The following is a 25,549-nucleotide window of genomic DNA, read 5'->3' as shown; positions in this document are numbered from 1 at the left end:
CACCAGGTCGTACGTCATCGGAACTGAACGGGCTGCTCGGTCTAACCGGCCGCGCCCCGGTCATCCAGCGGAAACGTACGGCGGGTCGTCATGGCGCGGGATGCTAGGCACGCTCACCCAACACACGACGAACCGGACGTTAACTCCGGCCACCGGCCACACGTCGACCTGCCGGAACCTGCCGGTCAATCCGCCCGTCGGATTCCGGTAAAGCCGGCGGTGTACGAGAGTGGGTTGTCATCGTTTTTGTTTCGTTACGATGACGATCGTCACCGGTCTGTTGTTTCTGGAATGTGCGCGATCCTGCTACGTTTCGCCGCTATGAGTGTGCTCAACAAGCAAGTGATCGTGGCCGCGCTTCTCGCGGCCGTCTGCGCCGTCCCGGTAGTCGCGCCAGTGGCTATTGCCGCCCCTGTCGCTCCTTCCGTGGTTTCGGCCACCCAAGAGGACGGTAAAGCCCGCTTCGACCCGAGGCTGCTGAGCCGAATCCTCCGGGCGAATGCCTATGCGGAAAGCCGTCCCGGTTTCGCCGGAATCGTGGTGCGGGACCGGAAGACCGGCGCGGTCTGGCGCAACACCGACTCGGACACGCTTGTCTGGGCCTGTTCCACACCGAAACTCGCCATGGTCGTGGACCTGCTGCTGCGCAACGACGCCGGTGTCATCACACTGACGGCCGAGGACCGCGACCTGATGCACCGGATGCTGAACTCCAGCGATGACAACGCGGCGCACGCACTGTGGACCCGCTATGGCGGCGAGCAGGAGTTCGCGGCCCGCTTCCCCTCCTACGGGATGACCGACATGCGGTTCACCGATGAGCACCCGCACCACTGGGGTTGGATTCTCACCACGGCCGACGACCTCGACCGGCTGATGAACTACGTGCTGACCAAACTCCCGGCCGCCCACCGGGACTACATCGTCAACGAGATGCGCTCGGTCGACGTCAACCAGCAATGGGGGGTGTGGGGAGCCGGCCCCGCCGCCCGACCGGGCAACAAGAACGGCTGGTCCGACGACAACGACGACGGTTCGTGGCTGATGAACTCGGTGGGTTTCGTCGGCCCCGACGAGCGCTACACCCTTGCCGTGATGAACAACACCCAGGTGGTCGAGAACGGTTACGACGTGGGCCTGGAAACCACGACCGGTATCAGCAGGATCATGTTCGACGGTTACTTCAGCTGATCGCTTCCCGAACTGGGGGTCGGCCCATCCGACCGTCGACCGGATGGGCCGCCACGTCGAAACGGTGACGACCTCGTCGGGACCGTTCAGGCACGCAGCAGCACGTAACCGGCGATGGCCGACCCGACCAGCGCGCCGCCGTAGCAGAGCAGGATGATCAGGCCGCTGAGCTTCTTGAGCCGCAGACCGTCGTAGAGCGTGTAGCGGAAGCGGTGCGCCCAGTGGAACAGCGCCAGCACGCACAGTCCGAACAGGACCACCTTGGTGATCGGACTGCGCAGCAACGACAGCAGGTGGGCGTGATCGGGGCTGGGCAGCCAGCCGAGCGGGAACGCGACGCCGAACAGGAACAGCAGCACCGGCACCGCCAGCGCCGCGGCCATCCCGCCCGCGCTGAACAGCAGCCACACCAGCGGTTCCGGCGATCGCCTCCTCATCGCAGCACCACCCACGCCACGGCAAGTGACAGTCCCAGCCACAGCAGGTAGTGCAGCACCAGCACCACGACCGGCGGGACGTGCGGCACGACCATCGCCCGCGGCGCCAGGTTGAACCACGTGACGGCGTGCAGCAGGACGAACAGCAGCGCGACCACGTTCAGCACGAGCACCCAGCCCGTGCTCCAGTCCAGGAACCGGTGGTACGCCTCGGGCCCGGACCCGATCGCGGAGACGAGCATCAGCAGGTAGACCACGAACCACGCGACGAAGACACTGCTCAGCTCACGCAGCACGAACCGGAAGTACGAACCGCGCCGCAGCCACCAGAACGTGGAGATCGGCTTCACGTAGGTCATCGCGCGCCTCGCGGCAGGAGGAAGTCCTTCACCGCGTGGGTCGCCGCGGTGAGCTTGTAACGCTGGATCGCCCCCGCCGGGTCGACGCCCTTCGGGCACGCGGTGCTGCACTCGCCGACGAACGTGCACGCCCACACGCCCTCGGCGGAGGACAGCACGTCCCTCCGGTCCTCGGCCCCCTCGTCGCGCGAGTCGAGGTTGTAGCGCTGGGCCAACGCGATCGCCGCCGGCCCGAGGAAAGCCGGATCGAGGGCGTAGACCGGGCACGCCGAGTAGCACAGCATGCAGTTGATGCACATGCTGAACTTCTTGTAGTCGTCCAGCTCTCCCGGGGTCTGCAGGTACTCGCCCTCGGGCTCGGGCTCGTCGTCACGGATCAACCACGGCTTCACCGACGGCAGCTTGGCCATGAAATCGGTGATGTCGACGACCAGGTCCCGCACCACCGGGAAGTTGCGCAGCGGCTCGACGCGCACGGGACCGGGCGCGTAATCGGTCAGGAACGTGGCGCACGACAGCACCGGTGAGCCGTTCACCGTCATCCCGCAGCTGCCGCAGATGCCCATCCGGCACGACCAGCGGTAGGACAGCGTCCCGTCCACGTGGTCCTTGACGTGGTTGAGCCCGTCGAGCACCGCCCACTCCTTGCGCAGCGGCACGTCGTAGGACTGGAAGACGGGCTCCGGCTCCTGCCCCGGCCGGTAGCGCGCCACTTGCAGGGTGATCGTGTCGGCCATGGCTGATACCTCCCTACCTCCCGTACACGCGCTCGCCCGGCGGCCACTGGGTGATCTTCACCGGCAGGTAGCCGACCCGACCGCCGCCGTCGGGCGTGCGGTGGACCAGTGAGTGCTCCAGGAACCGCAGGTCGTCCCGGGCGGGGAAGTCGGTGCGTTGGTGCGCGCCGCGCGATTCCCCGCGGTGCAGCGCGCACGCCACGATGCTCTGGGCGACGTCGAGCATGAAGGACAGTTCGAGCAGGGCGATCACCTCGGTGTTGAACGTCCTGCTGCGGTCGTCCACGGTCGCGTGGTCGAACCGTTCGCGCAGTTCCCGCAGCCGGTCGGCTGCCGTGGCCAGCGACTCGCCGTCGCGGTAGATGCCGGCGCCGTTCTCCATCACGGTCTGCATCTCGGTGCGGATGTCGGCGATGCGCTCGTGGCCCTCGGTGTGCCGGGTGAACTCCCGCTCCAGCAGCCGCTGTGCGTCCCGTGCCTGCGCGTAGACCGCGGCACCGGGCGCCGACCGGGTCGAGCCGACGAACTCGGCCGCCGCCTGCCCGGCCCGCGCCCCGAAGACCAGGCACTCGGGCAGCGAGTTCGAGCCCAGCCGGTTGGCGCCGTTGATGCTCACGCACGCGACCTCGCCCGCCGCGTAGAGCCCGGTCAACGGGGTCGCGCCGTGGATGTCGGTGTGGATGCCGCCCATCATGTAGTGGACCACCGGGCGGACCGGGATGAGTTCCTTGACCGGGTCGATGTGCTCGTACTTCGAGCACAGCTCGCGCACGAACGGCAGCTTGGCGTCGATCACCTCGGCCCCGAGGTGGCGCAGGTCGAGGTGGACGATCGGCCCGTAGGGCGTGTCGATCGTGCGGCCCTTGTCGTGCTCGTGCACGAACGCCTGCGACAGCCGGTCGCGCGGCCCCAGTTCCATGCTGCGCATCGCGGGGTGCGGTGTGGGCGTGCCCAGGTCGTAGTCCTGGAGGTAGCGGTAGCCGTCCTTGTTCAGCAGCCAACCGCCCTCGGCGCGGGCCGCCTCGGTGATCAGGATTCCGGTGAACGGCAACCCGGTCGGGTGATACTGGACGAACTCCATGTCCTTGAGCGGCGCGCCCGCGCGGTAGGCCAGCGCCATGCCGTCACCGGTCTTGATGTTGGCGTTGGTGGTGAACGGGAAGACCCGCCCGCACCCGCCGGTGCACACGATGACGGCGTTGGCGATGATCGTCTCGACCCGGCCGGTGGCCAGTTCGATCGCCACGACGCCGTAGACCTGGCCGTCGTCGACCAGCAGCGAGGTGACGAACCACTCGTCGTACCGGACCACGTCCGGGTGGGACAGGGTGGTCTGGAACAGCGTGTGCAGCATGTGGAAGCCGGTCTTGTCGGCGGCGAACCAGGTGCGCTTCTTCTTCATCCCGCCGAACGCGCGCACGGCGATGCGCCCGTCGGGCTGCCGGCTCCACGGGCAGCCCCAGTGCTCCAGCCGCAGCAGCTCGCTGGGCGCCTCGCGCACGAACGCCTCGGCGGCGTCCTGGTCCACCAGCCAGTCACCACCGGAGATGGTGTCGTAGAGGTGCTCCTCCAGGCTGTCGTCCGCGCCCGCGACCCCGGCGGCGCCACCCTCGGCGGAGACGGTGTGGCTGCGCATCGGGTACACCTTCGACACGATCGCCACGGTCAGCCGGGGATTGGCCTCCGCGATGGCGATGGCGGCACGCAAGCCCGCACCGCCACCACCGACCACCACGACATTGTGAAAGACGCTCATATATCACGCCTCGTGGTCGGCGCTGTGCTCGTCGCTCAGGACCTTCCCGTCGTGCCGGACCACCCTGATCCGGACGCTGCCGTCGTGGAACTCGTGCCGGGAACGACGGCAGCCGCAGGCGTAGTCGACGTGGTCGACGATGAAGCCGTCACCGTCGTCCTCGCGGTGGTGCTCACCATCCCTCAGTCGCCCGCAAGGCGCCTTTTCGCTGGTGAAGTGGGTACTGGTGGCTACCATGCCCACCCCTCTCAAAGTTGTGATTCAGCTCACAAAAAGGATACCTTTCATGGTGTTCCCTCGCGGGAGGAGCGAGCGATGAACGACTGGCTGTTCGGCACGCCTCGCACCCGGAGAGAGGTGCTCCGGGCCGCCGCGATGGCGGCCGTGGCCGCGTCGGTGAGCACAGCGTGTGCACGGGAGGAGAGCGGCGGGCCGGTCCAGCCGCCGTCCACCGAAGCACCCCTGGAGACGTTCAGCGAACCGCGGACCAAGCTGTCGGGCGAGCTGAAGATCCTGCTCTGGAGTCACTTCGTGCCCAGCCACGACGCGTGGTTCGACCAGTTCGCCAAGGACTGGGGCGGCAAGGTCGGCGTCGCGGTGACCGTCGACCACATCGACCAGGCGCAGATCCCGACCCGCATCGCCGCCGAGGTCCAGGCGGGCCAGGGCCACGACGTCATCCAGTACATCGCGACGTTGTCCCAGTACGAGCCCAGCGTGCTCGACCTGAAGGACCTCGTCGACGAGGCCGACAACCGCTGGGGCGCGCAGCTGGACCTGTGCCGCAAGTCCAGCTTCAACCCGGCGACCAACCGGTTCTACGCCTACTCGCCGGGCTGGGTGCCCGATCCGGGCAACTACCGCAAGTCGCTGTGGGAGCCCGTCGGGCTGCCCAACGGCCCCACGACGTGGGACGAACTGCTCGAAGGCGCGGCCCGGATCAAGTCGGACAAAGGCGTCCAGCTCGGACTCGGCATGTCGCAGGAGATCGACTCCAACATGGTGCTGCGCGCCCTGATGTGGTCCTACGGCGCCTCCGAGCAGGACGAGAACGAGAAGGTGGTGATCAACTCCCCGGAGACGGTGGCCGCCGTCGAGTACATGACCAGGCTCTACCAGCAGGCCATGACACCGGAGGTCTTCTCCTGGAACGCGGCCAGCAACAACCAGGGCCTGGTCTCCGGGAAGCTGTCCTACATCGTCAACTCGATCTCGGCGTGGCGCACCGCCCAGGGCTCCAACCCGGCCGTGGCCGACGACGTGTTCTTCGTGCCCGCGCTGCGCGGCCCGAAGACCGCGCTCGCCGCCCAGCACGTGCTCTACAACTGGATCATCCCCAAGCACGTCACGGCGGTCGACGCGGCCAAGGAGTTCCTGCTGCACTACACGGCGAACTTCGCCTCCGCGACCTACCACTCGAAGCTGTACGACTTCTGCGCCTGGGACGGCCTGACCCCGAACCGGAACGCGTGGTTGACCAGCGACCCGTTCGGCGCCCAGCCGGCCGACAAGCTGGCGTTCCTGTCCGACGCGATCCCGTGGAGCGCGAACATCGGGCACCCCGGACCGGCGAGCACCGCGATCGGCGAGGTGTTCAACACGTTCGTGATCCCCAACATGTTCGCCCGGGCGGTCAAGGGGGAGGCGACACCCGAGCAGTCCGTCGCCGACGCCGAGAAGCAGGTCACCGCGATCTTCGACAAGTGGCGGGCCGCCGGACTGGTCGGCGGCTGATGGCCGTCGTCGAGGTGCGCGGACTGGTCAAGCACTACCACGGTGGACGGGTGCACGCGATCGACGGCGTGGACCTGTCCGCCGGTGACGGTGAGTACCTGGTGCTGCTCGGGCCGTCGGGCTGCGGCAAGACCACGCTGTTGCGCACCGTCGCCGGTCTGGAAGAGCCGACGAGCGGCGACGTGCTGATCGGCGGCCGGGTGGTGACCCGACTGCCGCCGCGCGCCCGCCAGGTCGCCATGGTGTTCCAGAGCTACGCGCTCTACCCGCACAAGACGGTGTTCGCGAACATCGTCTTCCCGCTGAGGGCCCAGGGCGTGCCGCCCGAGGAGCGCCACCGCAAGGTGCGGTGGGCGGCCGAGCTGCTGGGCATCGGGCCGCTGCTGGGCCGCAAGCCCAGACAGCTCTCCGGCGGTGAGCGGCAGCGGGTGGCGCTGGCGCGGGCGCTGGTGCGCGAGCCTCAGGTGTTCCTGCTCGACGAACCACTGTCCAACCTGGACGCGAAGCTGCGCGCCAGCGCGCGGGACGAGCTCAAGCGGTTCCAGGGCGAGATCGGGACCACGACGATCTACGTGACCCACGACCAGGTCGAGGCGATGGGACTGGGTGATCGGATCGCCGTGCTGGCCGCCGGGAAGGTGCGCCAGGTCGGGCCGCCGGTGGAGGTCTACGACGACCCGGCCGACACGTTCGTCGCGACGTTCATCGGCTCGCCGCCGATGAACCTCGTGCCCCGGGAAGGCCGGCTCGTCGGGTTCCGGCCCGAACACCTGCTGCCCGTGGAGGACGTGCGCTCGCCGGACCGGGTGAGCGTGCCGCTGGCCGTGGACCGCGTCGAGTACCTGTCCGGTGACCGGCACGTGTACGGCGTGGTGTCCAGGATCGGCGCGCAGACCAGGGTCGTCGCCCGCCTGCCCTCCACAGTGGACACAGCGATCGCGGCGGGGGAGACGCACGACTTCGCGGTGGACGCCCGTCGGCTGCGGTTCTTCGACCGCGACACGGGCCTGCGCGCGGAACCCGTCCGGTTGGGGAGTTGACGTGACGACCCGGATCTCGGACCGGGCGGGGGTGCTCGCCTGGCTCTTCCTGCTGCCCAGCGTGCTCTACATCGTGGCGCTGGTCGCGTCGCCGTTCGTGCTGGCGATCGCGTTCGCGCTGTCCGACGTGAGCGCCGGCGACCCGTCCTACGACTACGTCGGCGGCCGCAACTTCGAACGGGTCTTCGACGACCCCGTGTTCTGGCGCTCGTTGGGCAACACGTTCGTCTTCACCGGGATCTCCATGGTGCTGATCGTGGTGCTGGGCAAGGTGCTGGCGAACATCCTGGTGGCCGACTTCCGCGGCAAGTGGCTGGTGCGGTTCCTGGTCCTGCTGCCGTGGACCACGCCGGTCGCGCTGTCGTCGATCTCCTGGCTGTGGCTGCTGGACTCCATCTACTCGCCGATCGACTGGGTGCTGCGCTTCTTCGGCTTCCTGGGACCCGGCGAGAACCTGTACTGGCTCGGCCAACCGGGGCTGGCGATGACCTCGGTGATCGCCGTGCACGTGTGGCGGCTGACGCCGTTGGCGGCGGTGATCATGATGGCGGGCCTGGTCGCGATCCCCCGTGACATCGAGGAGGCGGCCACGGTCGACGGCGCCGGGTACTGGCGGCGGATGTTCGAGATCAAGATTCCGTTGGTGCTGCCGGTCGCGGCCGTCGCCGCGTTGTTCGGAGCCGTCTTCACGTTCACCGATATGGCGGTGGTGCGGGTGCTGACCAGGGGCGGTCCCAACGACGCCACGCAGGTGCTGGCCAGTTGGGCGTTCTACCGGGGCATCGAGGGCGGCGACGTGGGGCAGGGCGCGGCCGTCGCCCTGTTCCTGTTCCCGCTGCTGTTGGCCGCCGCGATCGCGATCCTCCGCGTGGTGCGCCGAATCGAGGTGTGGTGATGAACAGGTACGCGGTCCGGCGCGTCTGCGCGCGGATCGGCGTGTACGTGGCCGCGATCGTCGCTGCCCTGCTGTGCGCGGGACCGTTCCTGTGGAGCCTGGTCACGGCGTTCAAGCAGAACCGGGACCTCTACGACCCGACGAACAACCCGTTCGTGTTCAACCGCCCGGCCACTCCCGACCACGTGACCTACCTGTTCACCGACACGGCGTTCCTCACCTTCACCTGGAACACGCTGTGGGTGGGCGTCCTGGTCGTGCTGATCACGCTGGTGCTCGCCCTGCCCGCCGCGTACGCGCTCGCGCGCCTGGACCGGCCGTGGTCCGGACCGCTGGCCGTGGCCATCTTCCTGGTGTACCTGGTGCCGCCGAGCCTGCTGTTCCTGTCGTTGTCGCGGATGGTCGTCGCGATCGGCTTGCAGGACTCGACCTGGTCGATGGTGCTGGTGTACCCGACGATCACCACCCCGGTGTCGGTCTGGCTGCTGATGGGGTTCCTCAAGGGGATTCCGCGCGATATCGAGGAGCAGGCGATGGTCGACGGGTACAGCCGCCTGGGCGCGTTCGTCCGAGCGGTGATCCCGCTGGTGTTCCCCGGCATCGTGGCGGTGGTGGTGTTCGCCTTCACGTTGACCGCCAGCGAGTTCATCTACGCGCTGGCGTTCGTGGCGCCGACCGACCAGATGCCGGTGAGCACGGGCGTGCCCACCCAGTTGGTGCGCGGCGACGTGTTCTTCTGGCAGTCGCTCCAGGCGGCCACCGTGGCGGTGGCAGTGCCCATCGCACTGGTGTTCAACCTCTTCCTGGACCGGTTCGTGGCCGGCTTCACCATGGGGTCGGTCAAGGGCTGATCGTCGGGTAACGGGCACGTGTTCGGGGCCGAGCCCGGTCGCCCACCGTGACACCCTGAGTGGTGCTGCCCTGCCATGGGATGACCGGTTGGGTGAAGGTCACTCCTCGGATGGCCCTGCGATATCGCGCAGTGAGGTGACGCATCGGCGCTGTTGTAACAATTCGAGTCAACTTGTGTTCGAACTCTGAACCGGTGCGGTCCATCCAGCCGTTTTTCCTACGACACCGTTTCGCCGCGGGGTCGAATCAGGACGACGAGGGAGGCCGTATGACAGTCGGCGCGCACGACGCCGTCACGATGGGCTGCTATGCCCTCGGAATCCTTGACGCCCACGAGAGACGTGCCGTCGAACAGCACCTGCGGGGTTGTGCGGGCTGCCGTGCCGAGGTCGCCGACGTCCACCGGCTCCGGTTGATCCTCGACGAGCTGCCGCGAGAGGACTTCGTGGCACCCGTCATCGACGAGGAGCTGCCCAGGCCGTCGGAACTCGTGCTGCAACGCGCGTTGCGGCAGATCCGCAGCGAACGCGCGGGTCCCTCGCTCGAAGAGGACTCCGAACTCGGCCCACGGGCCGTGCCGGGGCCGAGGACGGGGGAGCCGCAACCACAACCGCAGCACGCCGGCCGACGTCGGTGGCCGCGATTCGTGGCCGCGGCCGCCGTCGCAACCGTCGTGGCGTTCGGCGCGATGACGATGCTGGAGTCGGGACAGCAGGCGGAGACGGTCACGGCCGCCGGTCGAGCGGCGTCCGCGACCGAGACCGCCACGGGGATCGCGCTGGAGGCCGACGTGCTGCCGGACCAGAGCGCGTCCCTGGTCAAGGCCAAAGTTCGCGGCCTGCCGGTGGGACAGCGGTGCAACCTGGTGGTCGTGGGCGCCGACGGGGAGCGCCAGATCGCCTTCTCGTGGACGACGACGGAGAAGGGCAAGGTCGACGGCTCCGCGGTGCAGGGCCGCACGACGTTCTCCCCCCAGGACGTGAAGTCCGTCGTGGTGGAGACGGCTGCCGGCCAGTCGTTCGTGGTCGCCAACCTGTAGGGACGCTACAGCGGCCCGGCCGCACCCGACTGCGGGCCGGGCCGCACGGCAGGTGCCAGGACGATGTCGAAACGCGCCCGCGACCACGGGCGTGTGCCGAGATCACGCCCGTCCGGGGTGGGTGTTCCCGGTGGCTGGTGGGTGAAGTCCTTGACCAGGGACGGCCGCACGCCGAAAACGGTGTCGCTGTCCAGCAGTTCGTCGCCGCGGACGAAGATGTGCGTGACGAGCGGCCGTTGCCCTGGTGCGGTGACCATGAAGTGCAGGTGCGATGCCCGCATGGGCGAACGGCCGGTGGCCGCCAGGAGCTGTCCGACCGGGCCGTCGTGGGGGATCGGGTACGGCGTGGGCGTGAGGCACCAGAACCGGTACGCGCCGTCGTCGTCCGTGAACAGGTGTGCGCGGCCGGCCACGCGGTCGTCGCCGTACTGGACGTCGTAGAAGCCGTCCGCGTCGGCCTCCCACACCTCGATCCGAACTCCGGGCACGGGCACACGGTCGGCGTCGGTGACGGTGCCGTCGACCCAGCACGGTTCACCGCTCGCGTCACCGGCGATGTCACCGCCCAGCTCGACCCGGGGTGAGTCCTCGACGAAGAACGGCCCGAACACCGTCGCCTCGGTGGCGTCGCCGTAGGCCTCGTTGTTGACCGTGATGGTCTGCATCGACGCACCCAGCACGTCGGAGAGCAGGATGAACTCCTGCCGCTTGGCGTCGGTGATGTGCCCGACGTCGGTCAGGAACCCGATACCGGCGTTCCACTCGTCCTCGGTCAGCCGCACCTCGCGGATGAACGCGTGCAGGTGGGCGGTCAACGAGCTCATCACGGTCTTCAGCCGCTCGTCCGGGGCATTCCGGAAGCTGGCCAGCACGGTGGCGGTGAGCTCCTCCTCGCGCCGGACCTGCTCCTCCTGCCCTCGCGGGGTCGAGCCCGCCCAGGCCGACCGGAGGAGCTCGCGCAGGTCGCTTCGCGTCACCGGACGCGGGTTCGAGGGCGGGACGACCGCCAGGACGAGATCGGTCGCCTCGTCGAGGCTCTCCTCCTCCAGACCCAGGTCCTTCAGCGCGGTGGGTGCCCCGAGACGGGCGTAGAGCCGGTTGAGCGCCTCCGCGGCATCCGTGCCGCCCAAGGCCTGCGCCACGCGTGCGGTCACGTCGGGGACGGCGGCGGCGTTGAACGCCAGCACGTGCGGCAGGACCACGGCGTGGGTCGGGGCGTGCGGCAGGTTGTAGGCGCCGCCCAGGACGTGGCAGATCTTGTGGTGGAGCCCGGCGCCGGCCGAGGCGAACGCGACCGCCGACAGGTAGGCGCCGTAGAGCACCTGTTCCCGGGCCTCGACGTCACGCGGGTCGCCGACGACGGCGGGCAGGCCGGTGGCCAGGGTGCGGATGCCCTCGATGGCCATCGCCGCGTTGATCGGGTCCGCCCGCGGCGCCCACAGCGAGTCCACGCAGTGCGCCAGGGCGTTCAACCCTGACGCCACCGACAGGTCGACCGGCAGCGAGAGGGTGAGTTCGGCGTCGTAGACCACGGTGAACGGCAGCACGCGGTCGTCGGTCCCGGTGGTCTTGCGCGCGTTCTCGGTCAGCCCCCAGACCGCGGTGGCCTCCGATCCGGCGTACGTGGTGGGCACCGCGAGGATCGGCAGCCCGGTGGTCAGCGCGACCGCCTTGGCCAGACCGGTGGTGGACCCGCCGCCGACGCTGATGACGAGGTCGACGTCGTGTTCCGCGGCCACCTGACGGGCCTTGGCCGCCGTGTCCGCGGGGACGTGCTGGACGACGTCGTCGTAGTGGACCGCCACGTCGATACCGGCGGTGACCTGGTCGGCCTGCCCCCGCTCGGACGTCCCGGCGATGACCATGACCGAACGGGCGCCGACCCGGCGCACCTCGGCGGCGACGTGGGCCGCGGCCCGTCCGGTGCCGAACAGGACCCGCTGACCCAGGGTGTGGTGATCGAAGGCGAGAGGCATCGGTGGCTCAGTCCTTCCTGCTCAGGATCGCCGACACGGCGTCCGCCAGGACCGTATCCGGGTCGTCGGCGAGCCGCTGGGACCGCCAGCCGATGTGCTTGTCCGGCCGCACGAGCAGGGCGCCGTCCTCCTCGACCTCCCGCAGCGTGGCCCAGCACGTCGTTCTCCAGCCGCTGCCGGTCGTCCTCCGGACACCCGCGCAGCGCGGAGTGCATCAACTTGGCCAGCGCGTACCCGTGGCTGTTCGCGCCCGGCGCGCCCGCGAGGTCGAACACGCGCGGGACCGGCTGCGACGAGCTCTCGGCCAGACCGTCGAACACGGTCCGCGGCACCCTGCCGACGTCGTCTCCACAGGCCACCTCCGTGCAGCGCAGACCACGCATCCTAGCGAAGACCTGGGCAAACCTCGGAAGTCGAGTTCGGCGGCAGCGCCGTTGGACTGCCCGGTTCCGCGTGCTGCGGGTGGCGGTTGGTCGATTCGCGGAGGCCGTTCGGAGCGGGAACTGTTGCGGTGAACGGGTCATCCCGGCGCGGGTCCGCCGTGGCACTGTCTTGATCGAGAGTTCCACAGGCTGCTCGGGGAGGACGCACAAGCATGACACCCCAAGAGGACCTTTCCCGCCGCGAAGTACTGGCGCGTACCGGTCAGATCGCGGTCGTGTTGGGCGCCACGAGCGCGGCGGCCCCGGGTGTGGCGCACGGCGCGCAGGCGGACGGCGCGCAGGACGGCGAACCGGACGTCGCGTCCGGTGGCACGGTCGTGCTGCGTGAAGGCACCAATACCTCGGTCGCCCTGTCGCCCGACGGCCAGTGGCTCGCGATGGACCTGGTGACCGCGATCTGGGTGCTGCCAGTGGGCGGCGGCACGGCCCGCAGGCTGACCGGTGACCTCCAGGACGCGACGCTGCCGTCGTGGTCTGCGGACGGCCGGTCGATCGTGTTCCAGTCCTACCGCGACGGGAACTTCCACCTCTACGCCGTCGACGTCGCCGGCGGTGAGCCGCGGCAGCTCACCCGTGGCCGGTTCGACCACCGGGAACCGGCGTTCTCCCCGGACGGCAGGCGCATCGCGTTCACCAGCGACCGCGGCGGCTCCTACGGGGTCTGGCTCCTCGACGTCGCGTCCGGCGAGGTCACCGCGCTCACCGGACCGCCGGACGAGGCCGCCGCGCCGCGCTGGTCCCCGGACGGCCAGCGGATCGTCGTCACCGTCAACGAGAACGCCGTGGACGTCGTCACAGTCGCCACCGCCGAGCGCGTCCGCGTGGCGACAGCACCGACGGGCGGCCGCATCCACGGCGCCACCTTCGGACCGGACGGCCGCACCCCGAGCTACACCCTCGTGCGCGGTGGCCGCGCGGACCTCGTCCTCGGCGACCGGCAGCTCACCACCGGTGAGGACGTCTTCGGCTTCGCCGCCACGTGGATCGGCGAGTCCGTCCTCTACACCGCCGACGGCCGAATCCGCCGCCGCGAACCCGACGGCGCGGTCCGGGACATCCCGTTCCGGGCCACCGTGCCGATCGCCCGTCGAGCGCCGCGCCGTCCCGCCCGCGAGGTGGAGGGCGGCCCGGTGCGGGGCATCGCGAGTCCGGTCGTGTCGCCGGACGGGCGGCAGATCGCGTTCCGCGCCCTCAACGCCATCCACGTCGTCCCGATCACGGGCGGCAGGCCGCGCAAGCTCACCGACGGCGCGTTCTTCGACTCCGACCCCGACTTCGCGCCGGACGGCCGGTCCATTGTGTACTCCAGCGACCGGCAGGGCGTTCCCGCGCTGCGGTTGCGCAACCTGGCGACGGGCGAGGACACCGCGCTGAGCGCGTCCCCCGGCGCGCAGACGACACCGCGGTTCTCCCCCGACGGCAAGCAGATCGCTTACGTGGACCAGGACGGCGTGGTGTGGGTCCTCGACGTCGCCGCGGGAAGCCGCAAGCAGGTCACGCCCACCCTCTTCATGCCCGGCAGGCCCACCTGGTCGGCCGACGGCACCGTGCTCGCGCTCGCCGCGGTCAAGCCCTTCTCCCGCCGGTTCCGCGAGGGCACCAGCCAGATCCTCACCGTGCACCTGGCCGGCGGCGAACTCCGCTACACCGAGCCGATGCCGTTCCGCTCGATCGCGACCCGGGGTGACGACGGGCCGGTGTGGTCACCCGACGGGCGGCACCTGGCGTTCGTCGTGGAGAGCGTCGCGTGGGTCGTCGCGGTCGACGCGGCGGGCCGGTTCCTCGGCGACCCGCGCCAGGTGACCCACGAGGTGACCGACTCCTTGGCCTGGTGCGGGTCGGACGCCCTGGTCCACCTCCGCAACGGCGTGCTGCGCCGGGTGCCCCTCGACGGCGGGCCGCCCCGCACCATCCGCCTGGACTTCTCCTGGCGCACACCGAAACCGCCACCGCGCACCGTCATCCACGCCGGCGCGGTGTGGGACGGGGAGAGCGGCGGCCTCCGCCACGACGTCGACATCATCGTGGAACGCGGTCGCGTCCAGGAGATCCGGCCGCACCGCGCGGCGCCGGGGGAGAAGGTGGTGGACGCGCGCGACCTCGTCGCCATGCCCGGACTGGTCGACGCCCACAACCACTGGCACCTGCGCGGCCGCCAGTGGGGTGCGCGGCAGGGCAGGCTGTGGCTCGCCTACGGCATCACGACGACCCGTTCGCCGGGCGACCCGGTGTACCAGATGCTGGAGACCAAGGAGGCGTTGGCGTCGGGCGCCCTGGTGGGACCGCGGTTCGTCGGCACCGGTGAGGCGATCGACGGCTCGCGCGTCTACTACAACTTCATGCGGCCGACGCTGTCGCGCGCGCAGCTCGACCTGGAGCTGAAGCGGGCGCTCGAACTCGACTACGACATGGTGAAGACGTACGTGCGGCTGCCCGTGGAACTCCAGCGGGAGACCGTGCGGGCCGCGCACCGCGCCGGTGTCCCGCTGTCGTCCCACTACCTCTACCCCGCGGCGTCCGTCGGCATGGACGGCATGGAGCACGTCGGGGCCACGAACAGGCTCGGCTACTCGCACACGGTGAGCCGCACCGGCCGGGCGTACCAGGACGTGGTGGAGCTCTTCGTGCGCTCCGGCATGTCGGTGACCCCGACCCTGTTCCAGTCCCGCGCCCTCTACGCCGACGACAAATCCCTGGTGACCGACGAACGCACCCGCGTGCTGTTCCCGCCGTGGGAGTACGGGAGGTACCTCGCCGATGCCGAGGCCGCCGGCAAACCGGAATCCCCGTGGTCGCGCGACATCCTCGCGGGCTGGGTGGACATGGTGCTGCGGATTCACCGCGGCGGCGGCCTGGTGATCTGCGGCACGGACGCCCCGCTGGACGCCGTGGCCACCGCGACACACCAGAACCTGCGAGCGATGGTGACCTTCGGCTTCACCCCGCTGGAAGCACTGACCACGGCAACCCGCAACCCCGCGGCGTGGATGGGGCTGTCCGGCAAGGTGGGCACCCTCCGGCCGGGCGCCTACGCCGATATCGCGCTGGTCGCGGGCAACCCGCTGGCGGACATCCGAGCCGCCGCCGCGGTGCGCAAGGTCGTTGTCGGCGGGGTCGTGCACAACGTCGAGGACCTCCTCACCCCGTTCCGCGGCACACAACCCGTTGCCTTCGGGGCACCGCAGCCGCACGACCACTCCGTGGCGCACGACCCCCGGCACTGGTGGCACGAGCCGGAATGGGCCGCCCACGTGTGCTGCGGGGAGTTCTGACGCAGCCCCGCCCTAGCTCGTCGCTGCCCCGCGCAACTCGTGAAGGACCTGCGCGGCCTGCTCTCGCAGTTGCGCGGGGCAGCCCCAGTAGTCGTAGATCCCGCCTCGGTCGCTGTTCTGGCCGCAGACCACGAAGACGCCGGTCCCGAGCCGAAGCTTGAGCTCGGTGGCCAGCCAGCCGACGAACCCGCTGTTGTCCAGGTCGGCCGGGAAGTGGAAGGAGAACAGGGCGAACCGTTCGGTGGCGGTGCCGTTCGCGGGGGCGAGCCAGGACCAGCGGTCCTCGTCGCGCACGGCCGCCAGCGTGTCGGCGTCGAGGGTGGGCGGATCGGCGAGCGGCGCCTCGAAGAACGACCAGTCCCCGTCGAGCGCGCCGAGTCGGGCGGCCGCGATCACCCGCAGGAGACGCTGTTCGGTTTCTTCGGGTGACTCTTGGCTGATGCTGACCACGGGATCGATCCTGCCCGACGGGAGTCCGGCGCTTTGTCGGTGGTCGCCGGTAACTTGTCAGCCGTGAACGCTGAGGAACGCATCCGGGAACTCGCCGACCAGATCGTCGTGCTGCGCGACGCGTACTACCGCGGCTCGCCGCTGGTGGCAGACGCCGAGTACGACGCGATCGAGGACGAGCTGCGCGGTCTGATCGAGGCGAACCCGGAGCTGGCGCCCGACCCTAACCCGCTGGAGCAGGTGGGCGCGCCGGCGGTGCTGCACGCGCCGGTGCGGCACTCGCGTCCGATGTTGTCGCTGGAGAAGGCGACCCGGCCCGAGCAGGTCGCCGCGTTCTTCGACCGGTTCCCCGGCCAGCCGGTGGTGGTCATGCCGAAACTGGACGGGCTGTCGCTGGCACTGGTCTACGAGGACGGGCGGCTGGCCCGGGCGGTCACGCGCGGTGACGGCACGACCGGCGACGACGTGACCTTCCTGGTCCGTGCGCTGACCGATGGGGTGCCCGACCGGGTGGCCGCGCCGGGCCGGGTCGAGGTGCGCGGCGAGGCCGTGATGCTGCGCTCCACGTTCGCCGACTACAACACGGCCCACCCGGACAAACCGCTGATCAACCCGCGCAACGCCGCCGCCGGCACCCTGCGGGCCAAAGACCCGGCCGTCGTCGCCGAACGGCGCCTGCAGTTCTTCGCCTTCGACCTGGACACCTCCGATCCGCACGGAACCGCGGCCGACCTGGAGCAGGGACTGCGGACGCTCGGGTTCAGCGTCGCCGACATGCGGCACTGCGACGACGCGGACGCGGCACAGGCGGTGATCTCCGAGATCGAGGCGCGGCGCAACGACCTGGACTACGACCTGGACGGCGCCGTGCTGCGGCTGGCGGACCGGGGCGCATTTTCCGCTGCGGGCGTGCGGTCGAGTTCGCCTCGCGGTGCGCTGGCGTTCAAGTTCGCCGCCGAGGAGAAGACCACCGTGTTGTCCGATGTGGTGTGGGACGTCGGCAAGACGGGCAAGATCGCCCCGGTCGCCTGGCTGGAGCCGGTGTTCGTGGGCGGGACGACGGTCACCCGCGCGACGCTGGCCAACCAGGAGGTGATCCGCGCGCGCGGCATCAAAATCGGGGACACCGTGCTGGTGCGCAGAGCCGGGGACGTGATCCCGTTCGTCGCCGGTGTGCTGGACGAGTCCAAGCGGACGGGCGCGGAGCGCGAGATCGTGCCGCCCACCGTCTGCCCGTCGTGCGGGCACGGGTTGACCGAGCAGGGCAACAGCCGGGAGTTGTTCTGCACCAACGTCGCCTGCCCCGCGCAGACCGTGCGCCGGTTGATCCACTGGGCCTCACGCGCGGCGGCGGACATCGACGCCATCGGTCCGGTGTGGATCGAACGCCTCGCCGAGGCCGGCATCCTCGAACACCCGTCCGACTTCTACACCCTGACCAAGGAGCAGTTGCTGGAGTTCGACCGCATCGGCGAGACCTCCGCCACGCGCATGATCGAGTCGATCGCCGCCAGCCGTCAGGTCGGACTGCGCCGCGCGCTGATCGGCCTGGCGATCCCGATGGCGTCAGAGGGCACCGCCACCCGCCTGTGCCGCGCGGGGTTCGGCTCGCTGGAGGAGGTCGCCGACGCCGGCGAGGAACGGCTCGTCGCCGTCGAGGACATCGGCCCGAAGGTGGCGTCCTCGCTGATCGAGCACCTGACCCGGCTGCGGCCCGAGCTGGAACGGCTGCGCGAGCGCGGCGTCTCGTTGGACGTGCGCGAGGAGGACCTGCCGCCCGTCGTCGCCTCCGACGCGCCCCTGGCCGGCAAGACCGTGGTGATCACCGGCGCGATCAACGACCCGCGCTCCGGCGAGAAGGTCCCCCGCCCCACCTTCCAGCGGCTGTGCGAGAAGGCCGGCGCGACCACCGCGTCCTCCGTCTCGGCCAACACCGACTACCTGATCACCGGCGGCGACGTCGGCGCGAGCAAGCTCGCCAAGGCCGAGAAGCTCGGCGTCGAGGTCGTCGACCAAGGGGTGATCTGGCAACAGCTGATCGCCGCCGGCGTTGTCTGATGCTCTACAGCGGGCCGGGCGCAACACATGGCGTTGATCGTCTTCGGTAAGGAAACAAAGCGACAGCCCTCGCGTGCGGGGTTTACCGTCGGCCGCATGTACGAAGAATCGGCCTCCCTCACGTGGCGGCCGCTCACCAGCGGGGACGCCAAGGCGTCGGCCGACCTCCTCAACGTCATCGAGACCGTTGACAAGATCGGCGAGAACTACAACGAGGAGGACACTCTCCAGGAGCTGATCGACCCCTACGCGGACCTGGAGCGCGCGAGCCTCGCCGCTTTCGACGGCGACGTGATGGTCGGCTACATGAAGATCCGCTACAAGCCGTCCGCGGAGGAGGTCCACCGGGTCTTCATGGACGGCGGGGTCCACCCTGACTACCGCCGCCGGGGTGTCGGCACCGTGCTCGTGGAAGCCGGCGTGGCGGCGGCGAAGGTAGTGCACGCACTGCACCACCCGACGCTGAAGCTCGTGGTCGACGTCCACAAGGCCGAGCACATCGCCGGCGTGGCCGAACTCGTCCGCTCCCAGGGCTTCGCGCCGGTCCGCTACTACCAGCGCATGGAGCACCCGCTCGGCGACGCGATCCCCGACGCGGCGATCCCCGACGGGCTGCGGGTCGAGCCGTGGTCGGAGCAGAACGACGAGGATTTCCGGTTGATCCGGAATGAGTCGTTCAAGGACCACTGGGGTTCGGCGCCGATGCCCGTGGACTCCTGGAAGAACAAGATCACCAACCAGACGTTCCGGCCCGAGGTCAGCTTCCTGCTCCGGGATGTGGCGAACGGGGCTCCGGCGGGCATGTTGGTGACCATGTACTGGGAGGCCGATACGCCGGCCACCGGCGTCCGCGACGCGCACTTCATGCTCATCGGAACCCTCCGGGACTACCGGAAGCGGGGCGTCGCCGGCGCGCTGATCGGACACGCGCTGCGAGCCGCCGCCGACCAGGACTACGGCCGCGCCAGCTTGAGCGTGGACTCGGCGAACCCCTTCGGGGCGTTCGGGGTCTTCGAAAGGGCCGGCTTCACGCCGAAGATGCGATACGTGCGCTGGGCGCTCGACGTCTGACGCCCACGCGCTGAAAGGCAACGACCACTGAGGAACCGAGCAGCCGCTACGCTGATGCGTCGAAGACACGTCTTCGACGCATTGCAGTTCAGAGCACACTCAAGGCTTCTGGCCATTGGCTCTGGCGGCCTGAAATGGCCCCAGCTGGGCGTCTCGGGTTCGTGCGATCATCTCTCCATGAGATGGCTCAGGCGCCGGCGCTCTTGGTACGGCGACTGCCCGCAATGCGGACACGACTGGCGCGAGCACATCGCCCCCGATCCATGCTCGGAGTGCCAGTACGAGATCGAGCACGAGGAGCCGAACGCTCCTGGTGCGGCATGCACGGTTCCACCGCCCAAGCAAGTGCTCTTCCGCTTGGTGGGGTGAGACCGCCGTGTCGGATCCCATCCCGCCACGTTTGCACCGCTGCTCAGTCGACGGAGAACTCAACCCCGGCCGCCCTCAGTTCCAACCGGAGTGCCGCCAGCGTGATCTCGCAGTCCGAGCCGCCCTCGACCGGAACGTGGCTCAGATCGTGGAACAGCGCCGCGTCATCGGGGTGATGATCGAGTCGGGCCGCATGGAACCGGGAAACCCCGGTGAACACCAGTGCGAACGCACGCCCACCAGCCGTGTGCGAGAAGCGCAGGCGGACGGTGCGACCAGTGGTGATCACGACCTCCAAGACGTCGGCGTCGTTGTGCAGGTCGACCACGCCGAGAGCTGTTCCCGTGCACTCGATGATCCCCGCGTCCAATGCCCACGGTCGCATACCGTGGAAAACCGCACCTGACAACTCAACGCCTCCAATAAATCTTCTTCGCGGCCCGAGTCGCCGATCTTCAGCGCTCACCTCGGCGGTTTGCGCCAGGTCATGATGTCGGTCGCCGGGAGGTGCTCAGCGAAACGGTTGCCGGGGGACGCTTGCCGCAAGACCGCGCGCAGGTCCCGTTCGAAGTCCGCCAATCGGTCGCCGAACAGGTGCGGGGCGGAGCCGGAGTGGGAGAACACCCACGCCACGATGTCGTCGGGGGTGCGGTCGACCACCTGCCCGGCCGGCACGACATGTCGTTGGAAGTTCTCGAAGCCCGCCCTGGCGATGACGAGGTCCTCCCGGCCCGGCGTGCCGTTGGGGAGTGTTCCCTTGCCCGCGCGGCGCACCGGGCCGAGGTACCGCAGCACCAGTTCGCGGATCTGCGCGTAAGGGGGAGAGGGCAGCGGCAGCGGGGGCTCGGCGGGTGGGTCCTTGAGGCCGCTCATGTGGACGAAGGCGCCGCCCGGCTCCAGCATGTCCAGCACGGTCGCGGCGACTCGATCCCGGTCCGTCCAGTGGAACGACTGGGCGAACACCACGACCCGGAACTCACCCAGGCCGGCGGGCAGATCCTCGGCGCGGGCGGCCACCCAACGCGCGTTCGTCACCTCGCGGCGCACGGCCTGCCGCTCGGCCTCGGCCAGCATGTCCTCGTCCGGGTCGATGCCGACCACCTCGGTGAAGAACGGCGCCAGCGCGAGCGCCACGATCCCCGGGCCGCAGCCGACGTCGAGCAGCCGCCCGCCGCCGTCCAGGCCGAGGACCTTGGCCAGCGTCTCGACAAAGCCCGGCGCGTACGGGAGGCGCCCTCGCTCGTAGTAGGCGGAAGCTCCCTTGAACAGGGAGCTGTCCCACTGCCATCCATCGACCATGTCGGTTCACTCTAGGTGCTCGATCACGGAGTCCGCAGGGCACTGGTGCGGTAGCGACCTTGGGTCGGAGGGCGCACCCTGGTTGACCGAGAGGTGGTCCACTCCGGACGGGAGACGGTCATGAAGTTCATCCAGCTGATCGAGTACGAGACCCACAAGATCGAGGAGATCAACCGCCTGCTGGAACAGTGGCGTGAGGAGGGCGGCGGCGAGCCGACCGTGTTGAGAGCGGTGCAGGCGGCCGACCGCGACCGCCCGAACCACTACGTCGATATCGTCGAGTTCCCCTCCTACGAGGAGGCGATGCGCAACTCCGCCCGGCCCGAGACCGACAGGTTCGCCAAGGAGTTGGCCGCGCTCTGCGACGGCCCGGTGCGGTTCCGCAACCTGGACGTGAACCGGGAGGAAATGATCTAGGTGGTCGGTCCCGATCCGGTCAGGGTGTCGGGGCGACGCGTTTGGGCAGCCGGAAGCACTGACCACAACCCGGGCGGCCGCACACTCGCTCGCGTTAGGACGCTAACCGACGAAGTGTGAGAGAAGCCGGTATTTTCCAACTGTGAAGATCTTTAGAACGTTAGCCGCGGTGGCCGCCGTGGCGTCACTGTCCATGCTGACGTCGACCGTGCCGGCCGGTGCGACTCCCTCTCCCGAGGCCGAAGTCGCGCCGGACGTCACAGCCGCGTTCGCCGTGTTCGACCGCAAGACAGGTCGGACCACACTCAGCTACAACGAGCACAAGCAGTTCCGCTCGGCATCGATCGTCAAGATCCTCATCGCGCTGGACTACCTGGAGACGAGGGGGCCGGACGCCGAGATCCCCGAGGCCGACCTGGTCCGCCTGGTGCCCATGCTGCGTTCGAGCGACGACAACGCCGCGAGCGAGCTGTGGGTGCAGGAGGGCTGGGAGAAGATCGTCGAGCGGATGGTGGTGAAGCTCGGTCTGGACGACACCGAACCGCCGGTCAACGTCGGGTTCTGGGGCTACACGGCGTTGAGCGCGGCGGACGTCGTCAAGATCTACCGCTACGTGCTCGACGAGGCGCACCCGAAGTTCCGCGACTTCATCATGGGGAACCTGCACGAGGCCACGACCTGCGCGACCGACGGTTTCGACCAGTCGTTCGGCATCCCGAGCGCGGTGCCCGGCGAGGTGGCGTTCAAGCAGGGCTGGTCCCGGTTCGGTGACGTCCCGCCGCGGCCGTGCGTCGAGCCGCAGCGGCCGCGCACCGACATCGGGGCGGCCGAGGACGGTCCGGTGACCCGTGCGGAGGCGGCCGACCTCGACCTGACGAGCCCCGCGATGCACACCACCGGCACCTACGGCCCGAGGGACCGCAAGATCATGGTCGTGCTGACGCTGGAGCCCGAGGGCACCACGTGGGACGTCTCCGCGGACCGCATCACCCTGCTCACCAAGCTCGTCTACCTGGCCGACCGCCACATCCGGTCCTGATCCGTCCGGCACGGGGGAGAGCGCGGATGGTTCGGCGTTGAGCGAAACGCAAGCCGACCTCGCGATGGGTCGACCGTCCGCACTCGACCCGTGCCGATCAGGAGCCGTTCATCGCGTTGGCCGCCGCGCAGATCGTCACGCGGCTGCCGGGCTCTCCAGGATCACGCCGCTGTAGTCGTCCTTGCGGATCGCACGGCCGAGTCTGCGCACCGGCAGGCTCCACACGCTCTTGTCGGCGATCAGCTTGGCCAGCTGGGCGGACTCCCAGTCGAGCTTCTGGTGGACCAGGTTGAGCTCTTCCTCGTCCGTGGTGGTCAGGTACGAGACCGCCGACCACCACACCCGCTCCCGGTAGTGCTTCAGGCCGGTGCCGGTGAGCACGATGTCCAGGCCGTGCAGGGTGTTGCGCAGCAGGGTTATCCCGCCGCCGTAGTCGCGGGTGAGCGTCTCGGCGATCTGCGGGATCGAGCGGACCAGGATGTTGTTGACCTGGTCGTGGTCGAACTTGCGGCGGGGGAGCAGCAGGTGCCCGGCGTCGTCCCCGTGCTGCCTGAGGTTGAGGAACGTGCCGTAGGCGAGGTCGTAGTTGATGTGCGCGTTCAGTCCCAGCAGCAGGTCCTGCAGGACGGTGGAGGTCTTCTCCTCCGCCATCCGGTGGGCGAGCTTCCACGCCCGCTCCGACTCCGCGTCCCGCTCGAACGTGGTCAGCGACTTGAAGTACAGCGACGCGAAATGACCGGCCTGGACGCTCACCCAGTCGGCGTCGAAGAAGATGGGGTTCTTGTAGTCGCCGTACCGGTGGATCGCCGAATGCACGTTCAGCGTGATGATGTAGTACGCCCGCAGGAACACGGCCCGGTAGTCGTTGCGTTCGTGGAAATACCGGAGTGCGACCTGCATGCAGGGGATCGCCTCTTCGATGGTGGCGGGACGCTGTGCGGTGATGCTGTCGAAGTCGGTCAAGGGAACTCCCGGATGAGTGCGGCACACGCGGCCCCAGCCCTTGCCGGGTTCCGGTGGTACAGGAGACCCGGCAGGGCCCGCAGATACATCAACCGGTCCGTGATCTGCGACGAGGTTGTTGATCACCGGCGCCGACGCTCACCGATCGGTCGGTGCGGCTGCCCGGCGCCAGGCGATATCGCGCAGCAGGCGGAGTCCGTTGAGTCCGACGATCACCGTCGAGCCTTCGTGCCCGAGCACGCCCAGCGGTAGTGGCAGGGTGCCGATCAGGTCCCACAGGACCAGCCCGGAGATGAACACCCCGGCGATGACCAGGTTCTGCACCACCAGACGGCGGGCCGCGCGCGAGAGTGCGATGACGGTGGGAACGGTGGCGAGTTCGTCGCGGACGATCACCGCGTCGGCGGTCTCCAACGCGAGGTCGGAGCCGGCGCGGCCCATGGCGATGCCGGTGTGGGCGGCGGCCAGGGCGGGGGCGTCGTTGACGCCGTCGCCGATCACGAGCACCTTGCGCCCGGCCCGCTCCTGTTCCCGCACCGCGGCGACCTTGTCCTGGGGCAGCAAGCCGGCGCGGACGTCGGTGATGCCGACCTCGGCGGCGAGCCGGGCGGCGGCACGCGGGTTGTCGCCGGTCAGCAGCATCGGGGGACGACCGGTCAACGCGGTGAGTGCGGCGACGGTGGCTGCCGCGTCCGGGCGCAGCCGGTCGGCGATGCCGAGCACGCCCACCGGAGTTCCGTCGCGCTGGACGAGGACCGCGGTGCGGCCCCCGGTCTCCAGCTCCTCGGCCACCGCCGAGGCTGCGGCACAGAGGTCGTCGAGGCCGTCGAGGCCGTCGAGGCCGTCGAGCAGGCGGGCGGGTGCGCCGACGGCGACCGCGTGGCCGTTGACGGTGGCCGTGACCCCGATTCCGGGGGCAGAGGTGAAGTCCCGCACGTCGGGGACGGCGAGGCCACGGCTGCGAGCGGCATCGACGACGGCGCGGGCCAAGGGGTGTTCGCTGGGGCGTTCAGCGGCGGCGGCCAAGGCCAGCAGGTCGTTCTCGTTCAGATCGCTACCGGCCAGCGGGCGGATGTCGGTGACGCGGGGCGTGCCCTCGGTGAGGGTGCCCGTCTTGTCCAGAGCGACCGCGTCGACCTGTCCGAGGCGTTCCATGACCACGGCGGACTTCACCAGCACACCGTGCCGTCCGGCGTTGGCGATGGCCGACAGCAGCGGCGGCATGGTGGCCAGCACCACCGCGCACGGCGAGGCGACGATCATGAACGTCATCGCGCGCAGCAGCGCGCCGGTCAGGTCGTCCCCGAAGCCCAGCGGGATGAGGAACACGGCCAGGGTCGCGATGACCATCCCGACCGAGTACCGCTGCTCGACCTTCTCGATGAACAGCTGGGTCGGGGCCTTGGTCTCGGAGGCCTCCTCGACCATGGCCACGATCCGGGCGATCACCGAGTCCGACGCGTCGCGCTCCACCCGCACGCGCAGCGCACCGGTGCCGTTGAGGGTGCCGGCGAACACCTCGTCGCCCGGCTCCTTGGGCACGGGCAGGGGTTCGCCGGTGATGGTGGCCTGATCGACTTCACTGGCGCCGTCCAGCACGCGTCCGTCGGCGCCGACGCGTTCGCCGGGCCGGACCAGGATGGTGTCCCCGACCGCGAGTTCGGCGGTGGCGACGGTCTCCTCGTTCCCGTCGTCGGTCAGGCGGGTGGCGGTGGTGGGGGCGAGGTCGAGCAGCCCGCGGACCGCGTCCTGGGTCCGTGCGGTGGCCAGCGCCTCCAGGGCGCCGGAGGTGGCGAAGATGACGATCAGCAGCGCGCCGTCCATCACCTGCCCGATCGCCGCCGCACCGAGCGCGGCGACGATCATCAGCAGGTCCACGTCCAGGGTTTTCTCCCGCAGCGCCCGCAACCCCGCCCATGCCGGCTCCCAGCCGCCGGTGACGTAGGCGATCGCGTACAGCGGACCCCACAGCCAGGCCGAGGTGCCGGTGAGTTGCAGCGGCAACGCGATCAGGAACGCGATCGTGGCCGCGCCCGCCCAGCGGGCCTCGGCGAGCGCGAACACACGGGTCCGCCGTTTGGGCGGGACGGCCGCACGCGCGGCGCGGGCCGGGCGCTCGGTGAGGGTGGCAGACATGGCGACGGGTGATCCT

At 69.6% G+C, this 25,549-nt stretch carries 23 protein-coding genes; 11 read left to right on the top strand and 12 right to left on the bottom strand.

All coding sequences use genetic code 11. The features are described 5' to 3' along the window. The first annotated feature begins 234 nt into the window (after positions 1-234). Entirely contained in the window at positions 235-1,191 is a 957-nt protein-coding gene (locus tag ALI22I_RS21305) for a serine hydrolase (protein WP_238598495.1), read from the top strand. Positions 1,192-1,277: 86 nt separating this feature from the next. On the opposite strand, the gene frdD is transcribed toward ALI22I_RS21305, so the two are convergent. The 5 genes from frdD to ALI22I_RS21280 are packed head-to-tail and all read right to left on the bottom strand — an operon-like array spanning position 1,278 to position 4,717. Continuing rightward, positions 1,278-1,628 (bottom strand): fumarate reductase subunit FrdD, encoded by a 351-nt coding sequence (frdD, locus tag ALI22I_RS21300; protein ID WP_077007284.1) that lies wholly within the window; start codon positions 1,626-1,628, stop codon positions 1,278-1,280. Beyond that, complete coding sequence (locus ALI22I_RS21295; RefSeq protein WP_077007283.1) at positions 1,625-1,987, bottom strand: fumarate reductase subunit C; 363 nt, start codon at positions 1,985-1,987, stop codon at positions 1,625-1,627. Before ALI22I_RS21295 ends, frdD begins: the two co-directional genes overlap by 4 nt. Then, positions 1,984-2,724, bottom strand: a complete 741-nt coding sequence (sdhB, locus tag ALI22I_RS21290; protein ID WP_077007282.1) for a succinate dehydrogenase iron-sulfur subunit — start codon at positions 2,722-2,724, stop codon at positions 1,984-1,986. Before sdhB ends, ALI22I_RS21295 begins: the two co-directional genes overlap by 4 nt. Positions 2,725-2,737: 13 nt before the next feature. After that, positions 2,738-4,480 carry a fumarate reductase (quinol) flavoprotein subunit gene (gene frdA / locus ALI22I_RS21285; protein WP_077007281.1) on the bottom strand — a complete coding sequence of 581 codons (1,743 nt, stop codon included), beginning with the start codon at positions 4,478-4,480 and terminating at the stop codon, positions 2,738-2,740. Positions 4,481-4,483: 3 nt separating this feature from the next. Next, on the bottom strand, positions 4,484-4,717 hold the full coding sequence (locus tag ALI22I_RS21280; RefSeq protein ID WP_077007371.1) for a hypothetical protein: 234 nt from the start codon (positions 4,715-4,717) through the stop codon (positions 4,484-4,486). 78 nt (positions 4,718-4,795) lie between these two features. Between ALI22I_RS21280 and ALI22I_RS21275 the strand changes: the two genes are divergently transcribed. The 5 genes from ALI22I_RS21275 to ALI22I_RS21255 all read left to right on the top strand — a co-directional run bounded on the left by ALI22I_RS21275 (position 4,796) and on the right by ALI22I_RS21255 (position 10,040). Next, positions 4,796-6,214 carry an ABC transporter substrate-binding protein gene (locus tag ALI22I_RS21275; protein ID WP_083751901.1) on the top strand — a complete coding sequence of 473 codons (1,419 nt, stop codon included), beginning with the start codon at positions 4,796-4,798 and terminating at the stop codon, positions 6,212-6,214. Next, a complete protein-coding gene (locus ALI22I_RS21270) occupies positions 6,214-7,254 on the top strand; it encodes an ABC transporter ATP-binding protein (RefSeq protein WP_077007369.1) in 1,041 nt (346 codons plus the stop codon). Before ALI22I_RS21275 ends, ALI22I_RS21270 begins: the two co-directional genes overlap by 1 nt. A gap of 1 nt (position 7,255) precedes the next feature. Further along, positions 7,256-8,149 carry a carbohydrate ABC transporter permease gene (locus ALI22I_RS21265; protein ID WP_077007280.1) on the top strand — a complete coding sequence of 298 codons (894 nt, stop codon included), beginning with the start codon at positions 7,256-7,258 and terminating at the stop codon, positions 8,147-8,149. Continuing rightward, the gene (locus ALI22I_RS21260) at positions 8,149-9,000 is read left to right on the top strand and encodes a carbohydrate ABC transporter permease (protein WP_077007279.1); all 852 of its coding nucleotides are present in this window, start codon (positions 8,149-8,151) and stop codon (positions 8,998-9,000) included. Before ALI22I_RS21265 ends, ALI22I_RS21260 begins: the two co-directional genes overlap by 1 nt. 269 nt (positions 9,001-9,269) lie before the next feature. Continuing rightward, a complete protein-coding gene (locus ALI22I_RS21255; protein ID WP_077007278.1) occupies positions 9,270-10,040 on the top strand; it encodes an anti-sigma factor family protein in 771 nt (256 codons plus the stop codon). A gap of 5 nt (positions 10,041-10,045) precedes the next feature. Here ALI22I_RS21255 and ALI22I_RS53840 read toward each other — a convergent pair whose 3' ends face one another. Beyond that, positions 10,046-12,016 (bottom strand): maleylacetate reductase and hydroxyquinol 1,2-dioxygenase domain-containing protein, encoded by a 1,971-nt coding sequence (locus ALI22I_RS53840; protein ID WP_077007277.1) that lies wholly within the window; start codon positions 12,014-12,016, stop codon positions 10,046-10,048. A 7-nt stretch (positions 12,017-12,023) separates the two neighbouring features. Further along, on the bottom strand, positions 12,024-12,161 hold the full coding sequence (locus ALI22I_RS55140; protein WP_338013507.1) for an aromatic-ring hydroxylase C-terminal domain-containing protein: 138 nt from the start codon (positions 12,159-12,161) through the stop codon (positions 12,024-12,026). Between the two features lie 450 nt (positions 12,162-12,611). Here ALI22I_RS55140 and ALI22I_RS21245 point away from each other — a divergent pair, with 450 nt between their 5' ends. Next, the gene (locus tag ALI22I_RS21245; protein ID WP_083751900.1) at positions 12,612-15,731 is read left to right on the top strand and encodes an amidohydrolase family protein; all 3,120 of its coding nucleotides are present in this window, start codon (positions 12,612-12,614) and stop codon (positions 15,729-15,731) included. A 12-nt stretch (positions 15,732-15,743) separates the two neighbouring features. Here ALI22I_RS21245 and ALI22I_RS21240 read toward each other — a convergent pair whose 3' ends face one another. Next, positions 15,744-16,181 carry a DUF6196 family protein gene (locus ALI22I_RS21240; RefSeq protein ID WP_077007276.1) on the bottom strand — a complete coding sequence of 146 codons (438 nt, stop codon included), beginning with the start codon at positions 16,179-16,181 and terminating at the stop codon, positions 15,744-15,746. A 63-nt stretch (positions 16,182-16,244) separates the two neighbouring features. On the opposite strand from ALI22I_RS21240, the gene ligA reads away from it, so the two are divergent. Next, positions 16,245-18,239, top strand: coding sequence for an NAD-dependent DNA ligase LigA (gene ligA, locus ALI22I_RS21235; protein WP_077007367.1), 1,995 nt, complete (start codon positions 16,245-16,247; stop codon positions 18,237-18,239). A gap of 96 nt (positions 18,240-18,335) precedes the next feature. Beyond that, complete coding sequence (locus ALI22I_RS21230) at positions 18,336-19,310, top strand: GNAT family N-acetyltransferase (protein WP_077007275.1); 975 nt, start codon at positions 18,336-18,338, stop codon at positions 19,308-19,310. A gap of 412 nt (positions 19,311-19,722) precedes the next feature. On the opposite strand, the gene ALI22I_RS21225 is transcribed toward ALI22I_RS21230, so the two are convergent. Together ALI22I_RS21225 and ALI22I_RS21220 are read right to left on the bottom strand one after the other, a co-directional pair. Continuing rightward, a complete protein-coding gene (locus tag ALI22I_RS21225; protein WP_143532351.1) occupies positions 19,723-20,064 on the bottom strand; it encodes a hypothetical protein in 342 nt (113 codons plus the stop codon). A gap of 77 nt (positions 20,065-20,141) precedes the next feature. Next, positions 20,142-20,978 (bottom strand): class I SAM-dependent methyltransferase, encoded by an 837-nt coding sequence (locus ALI22I_RS21220; protein ID WP_077007273.1) that lies wholly within the window; start codon positions 20,976-20,978, stop codon positions 20,142-20,144. Between the two features lie 120 nt (positions 20,979-21,098). Here ALI22I_RS21220 and ALI22I_RS21215 point away from each other — a divergent pair, with 120 nt between their 5' ends. Together ALI22I_RS21215 and ALI22I_RS21210 are read left to right on the top strand one after the other, a co-directional pair. Next, positions 21,099-21,395, top strand: coding sequence for a hypothetical protein (locus ALI22I_RS21215; protein WP_077007366.1), 297 nt, complete (start codon positions 21,099-21,101; stop codon positions 21,393-21,395). A gap of 142 nt (positions 21,396-21,537) precedes the next feature. Continuing rightward, positions 21,538-22,434 carry a class A beta-lactamase-related serine hydrolase gene (locus ALI22I_RS21210; protein WP_238598494.1) on the top strand — a complete coding sequence of 299 codons (897 nt, stop codon included), beginning with the start codon at positions 21,538-21,540 and terminating at the stop codon, positions 22,432-22,434. 135 nt (positions 22,435-22,569) lie between these two features. Here ALI22I_RS21210 and ALI22I_RS21205 read toward each other — a convergent pair whose 3' ends face one another. Together ALI22I_RS21205 and ALI22I_RS21200 are read right to left on the bottom strand one after the other, a co-directional pair. Then, positions 22,570-23,397 (bottom strand): DUF5995 family protein, encoded by an 828-nt coding sequence (locus tag ALI22I_RS21205; RefSeq protein ID WP_077007272.1) that lies wholly within the window; start codon positions 23,395-23,397, stop codon positions 22,570-22,572. Between the two features lie 138 nt (positions 23,398-23,535). Next, positions 23,536-25,533 (bottom strand): heavy metal translocating P-type ATPase, encoded by a 1,998-nt coding sequence (locus ALI22I_RS21200; RefSeq protein ID WP_077007271.1) that lies wholly within the window; start codon positions 25,531-25,533, stop codon positions 23,536-23,538. Between the last annotated feature and the right edge of the window lie 16 nt (positions 25,534-25,549).

This window comes from Saccharothrix sp. ALI-22-I, assembly GCF_001984175.1.
Lineage (GTDB): Bacteria > Actinomycetota > Actinomycetes > Mycobacteriales > Pseudonocardiaceae > Actinosynnema.
This window is presented reverse-complemented; position numbering and strand designations above follow the sequence as displayed.

What these genes read in the sequence shown, in the direction of transcription:
- ALI22I_RS21200 (WP_077007271.1), bottom strand. Translation starts at nt 25,533, where the DNA reads ATGTCTGCCACCCTCACCGAGCGCCCGGCCCGCGCCGCGCGTGCGGCC.
- sdhB (WP_077007282.1), bottom strand. Translation starts at nt 2,724, where the DNA reads ATGGCCGACACGATCACCCTGCAAGTGGCGCGCTACCGGCCGGGGCAG.
- frdA (WP_077007281.1), bottom strand. Translation starts at nt 4,480, where the DNA reads ATGAGCGTCTTTCACAATGTCGTGGTGGTCGGTGGTGGCGGTGCGGGC.
- ALI22I_RS21270 (WP_077007369.1), top strand. Translation starts at nt 6,214, where the DNA reads ATGGCCGTCGTCGAGGTGCGCGGACTGGTCAAGCACTACCACGGTGGA.
- ALI22I_RS21225 (WP_143532351.1), bottom strand. Translation starts at nt 20,064, where the DNA reads ATGCGACCGTGGGCATTGGACGCGGGGATCATCGAGTGCACGGGAACA.
- ALI22I_RS21220 (WP_077007273.1), bottom strand. Translation starts at nt 20,978, where the DNA reads ATGGTCGATGGATGGCAGTGGGACAGCTCCCTGTTCAAGGGAGCTTCC.
- ALI22I_RS53840 (WP_077007277.1), bottom strand. Translation starts at nt 12,016, where the DNA reads ATGCCTCTCGCCTTCGATCACCACACCCTGGGTCAGCGGGTCCTGTTC.
- ALI22I_RS21275 (WP_083751901.1), top strand. Translation starts at nt 4,796, where the DNA reads ATGAACGACTGGCTGTTCGGCACGCCTCGCACCCGGAGAGAGGTGCTC.
- ALI22I_RS21215 (WP_077007366.1), top strand. Translation starts at nt 21,099, where the DNA reads ATGAAGTTCATCCAGCTGATCGAGTACGAGACCCACAAGATCGAGGAG.
- ALI22I_RS21255 (WP_077007278.1), top strand. Translation starts at nt 9,270, where the DNA reads ATGACAGTCGGCGCGCACGACGCCGTCACGATGGGCTGCTATGCCCTC.
- ALI22I_RS21245 (WP_083751900.1), top strand. Translation starts at nt 12,612, where the DNA reads ATGACACCCCAAGAGGACCTTTCCCGCCGCGAAGTACTGGCGCGTACC.
- ALI22I_RS21260 (WP_077007279.1), top strand. Translation starts at nt 8,149, where the DNA reads ATGAACAGGTACGCGGTCCGGCGCGTCTGCGCGCGGATCGGCGTGTAC.
- ALI22I_RS21295 (WP_077007283.1), bottom strand. Translation starts at nt 1,987, where the DNA reads ATGACCTACGTGAAGCCGATCTCCACGTTCTGGTGGCTGCGGCGCGGT.
- frdD (WP_077007284.1), bottom strand. Translation starts at nt 1,628, where the DNA reads ATGAGGAGGCGATCGCCGGAACCGCTGGTGTGGCTGCTGTTCAGCGCG.
- ALI22I_RS21230 (WP_077007275.1), top strand. Translation starts at nt 18,336, where the DNA reads ATGTACGAAGAATCGGCCTCCCTCACGTGGCGGCCGCTCACCAGCGGG.
- ALI22I_RS21280 (WP_077007371.1), bottom strand. Translation starts at nt 4,717, where the DNA reads ATGGTAGCCACCAGTACCCACTTCACCAGCGAAAAGGCGCCTTGCGGG.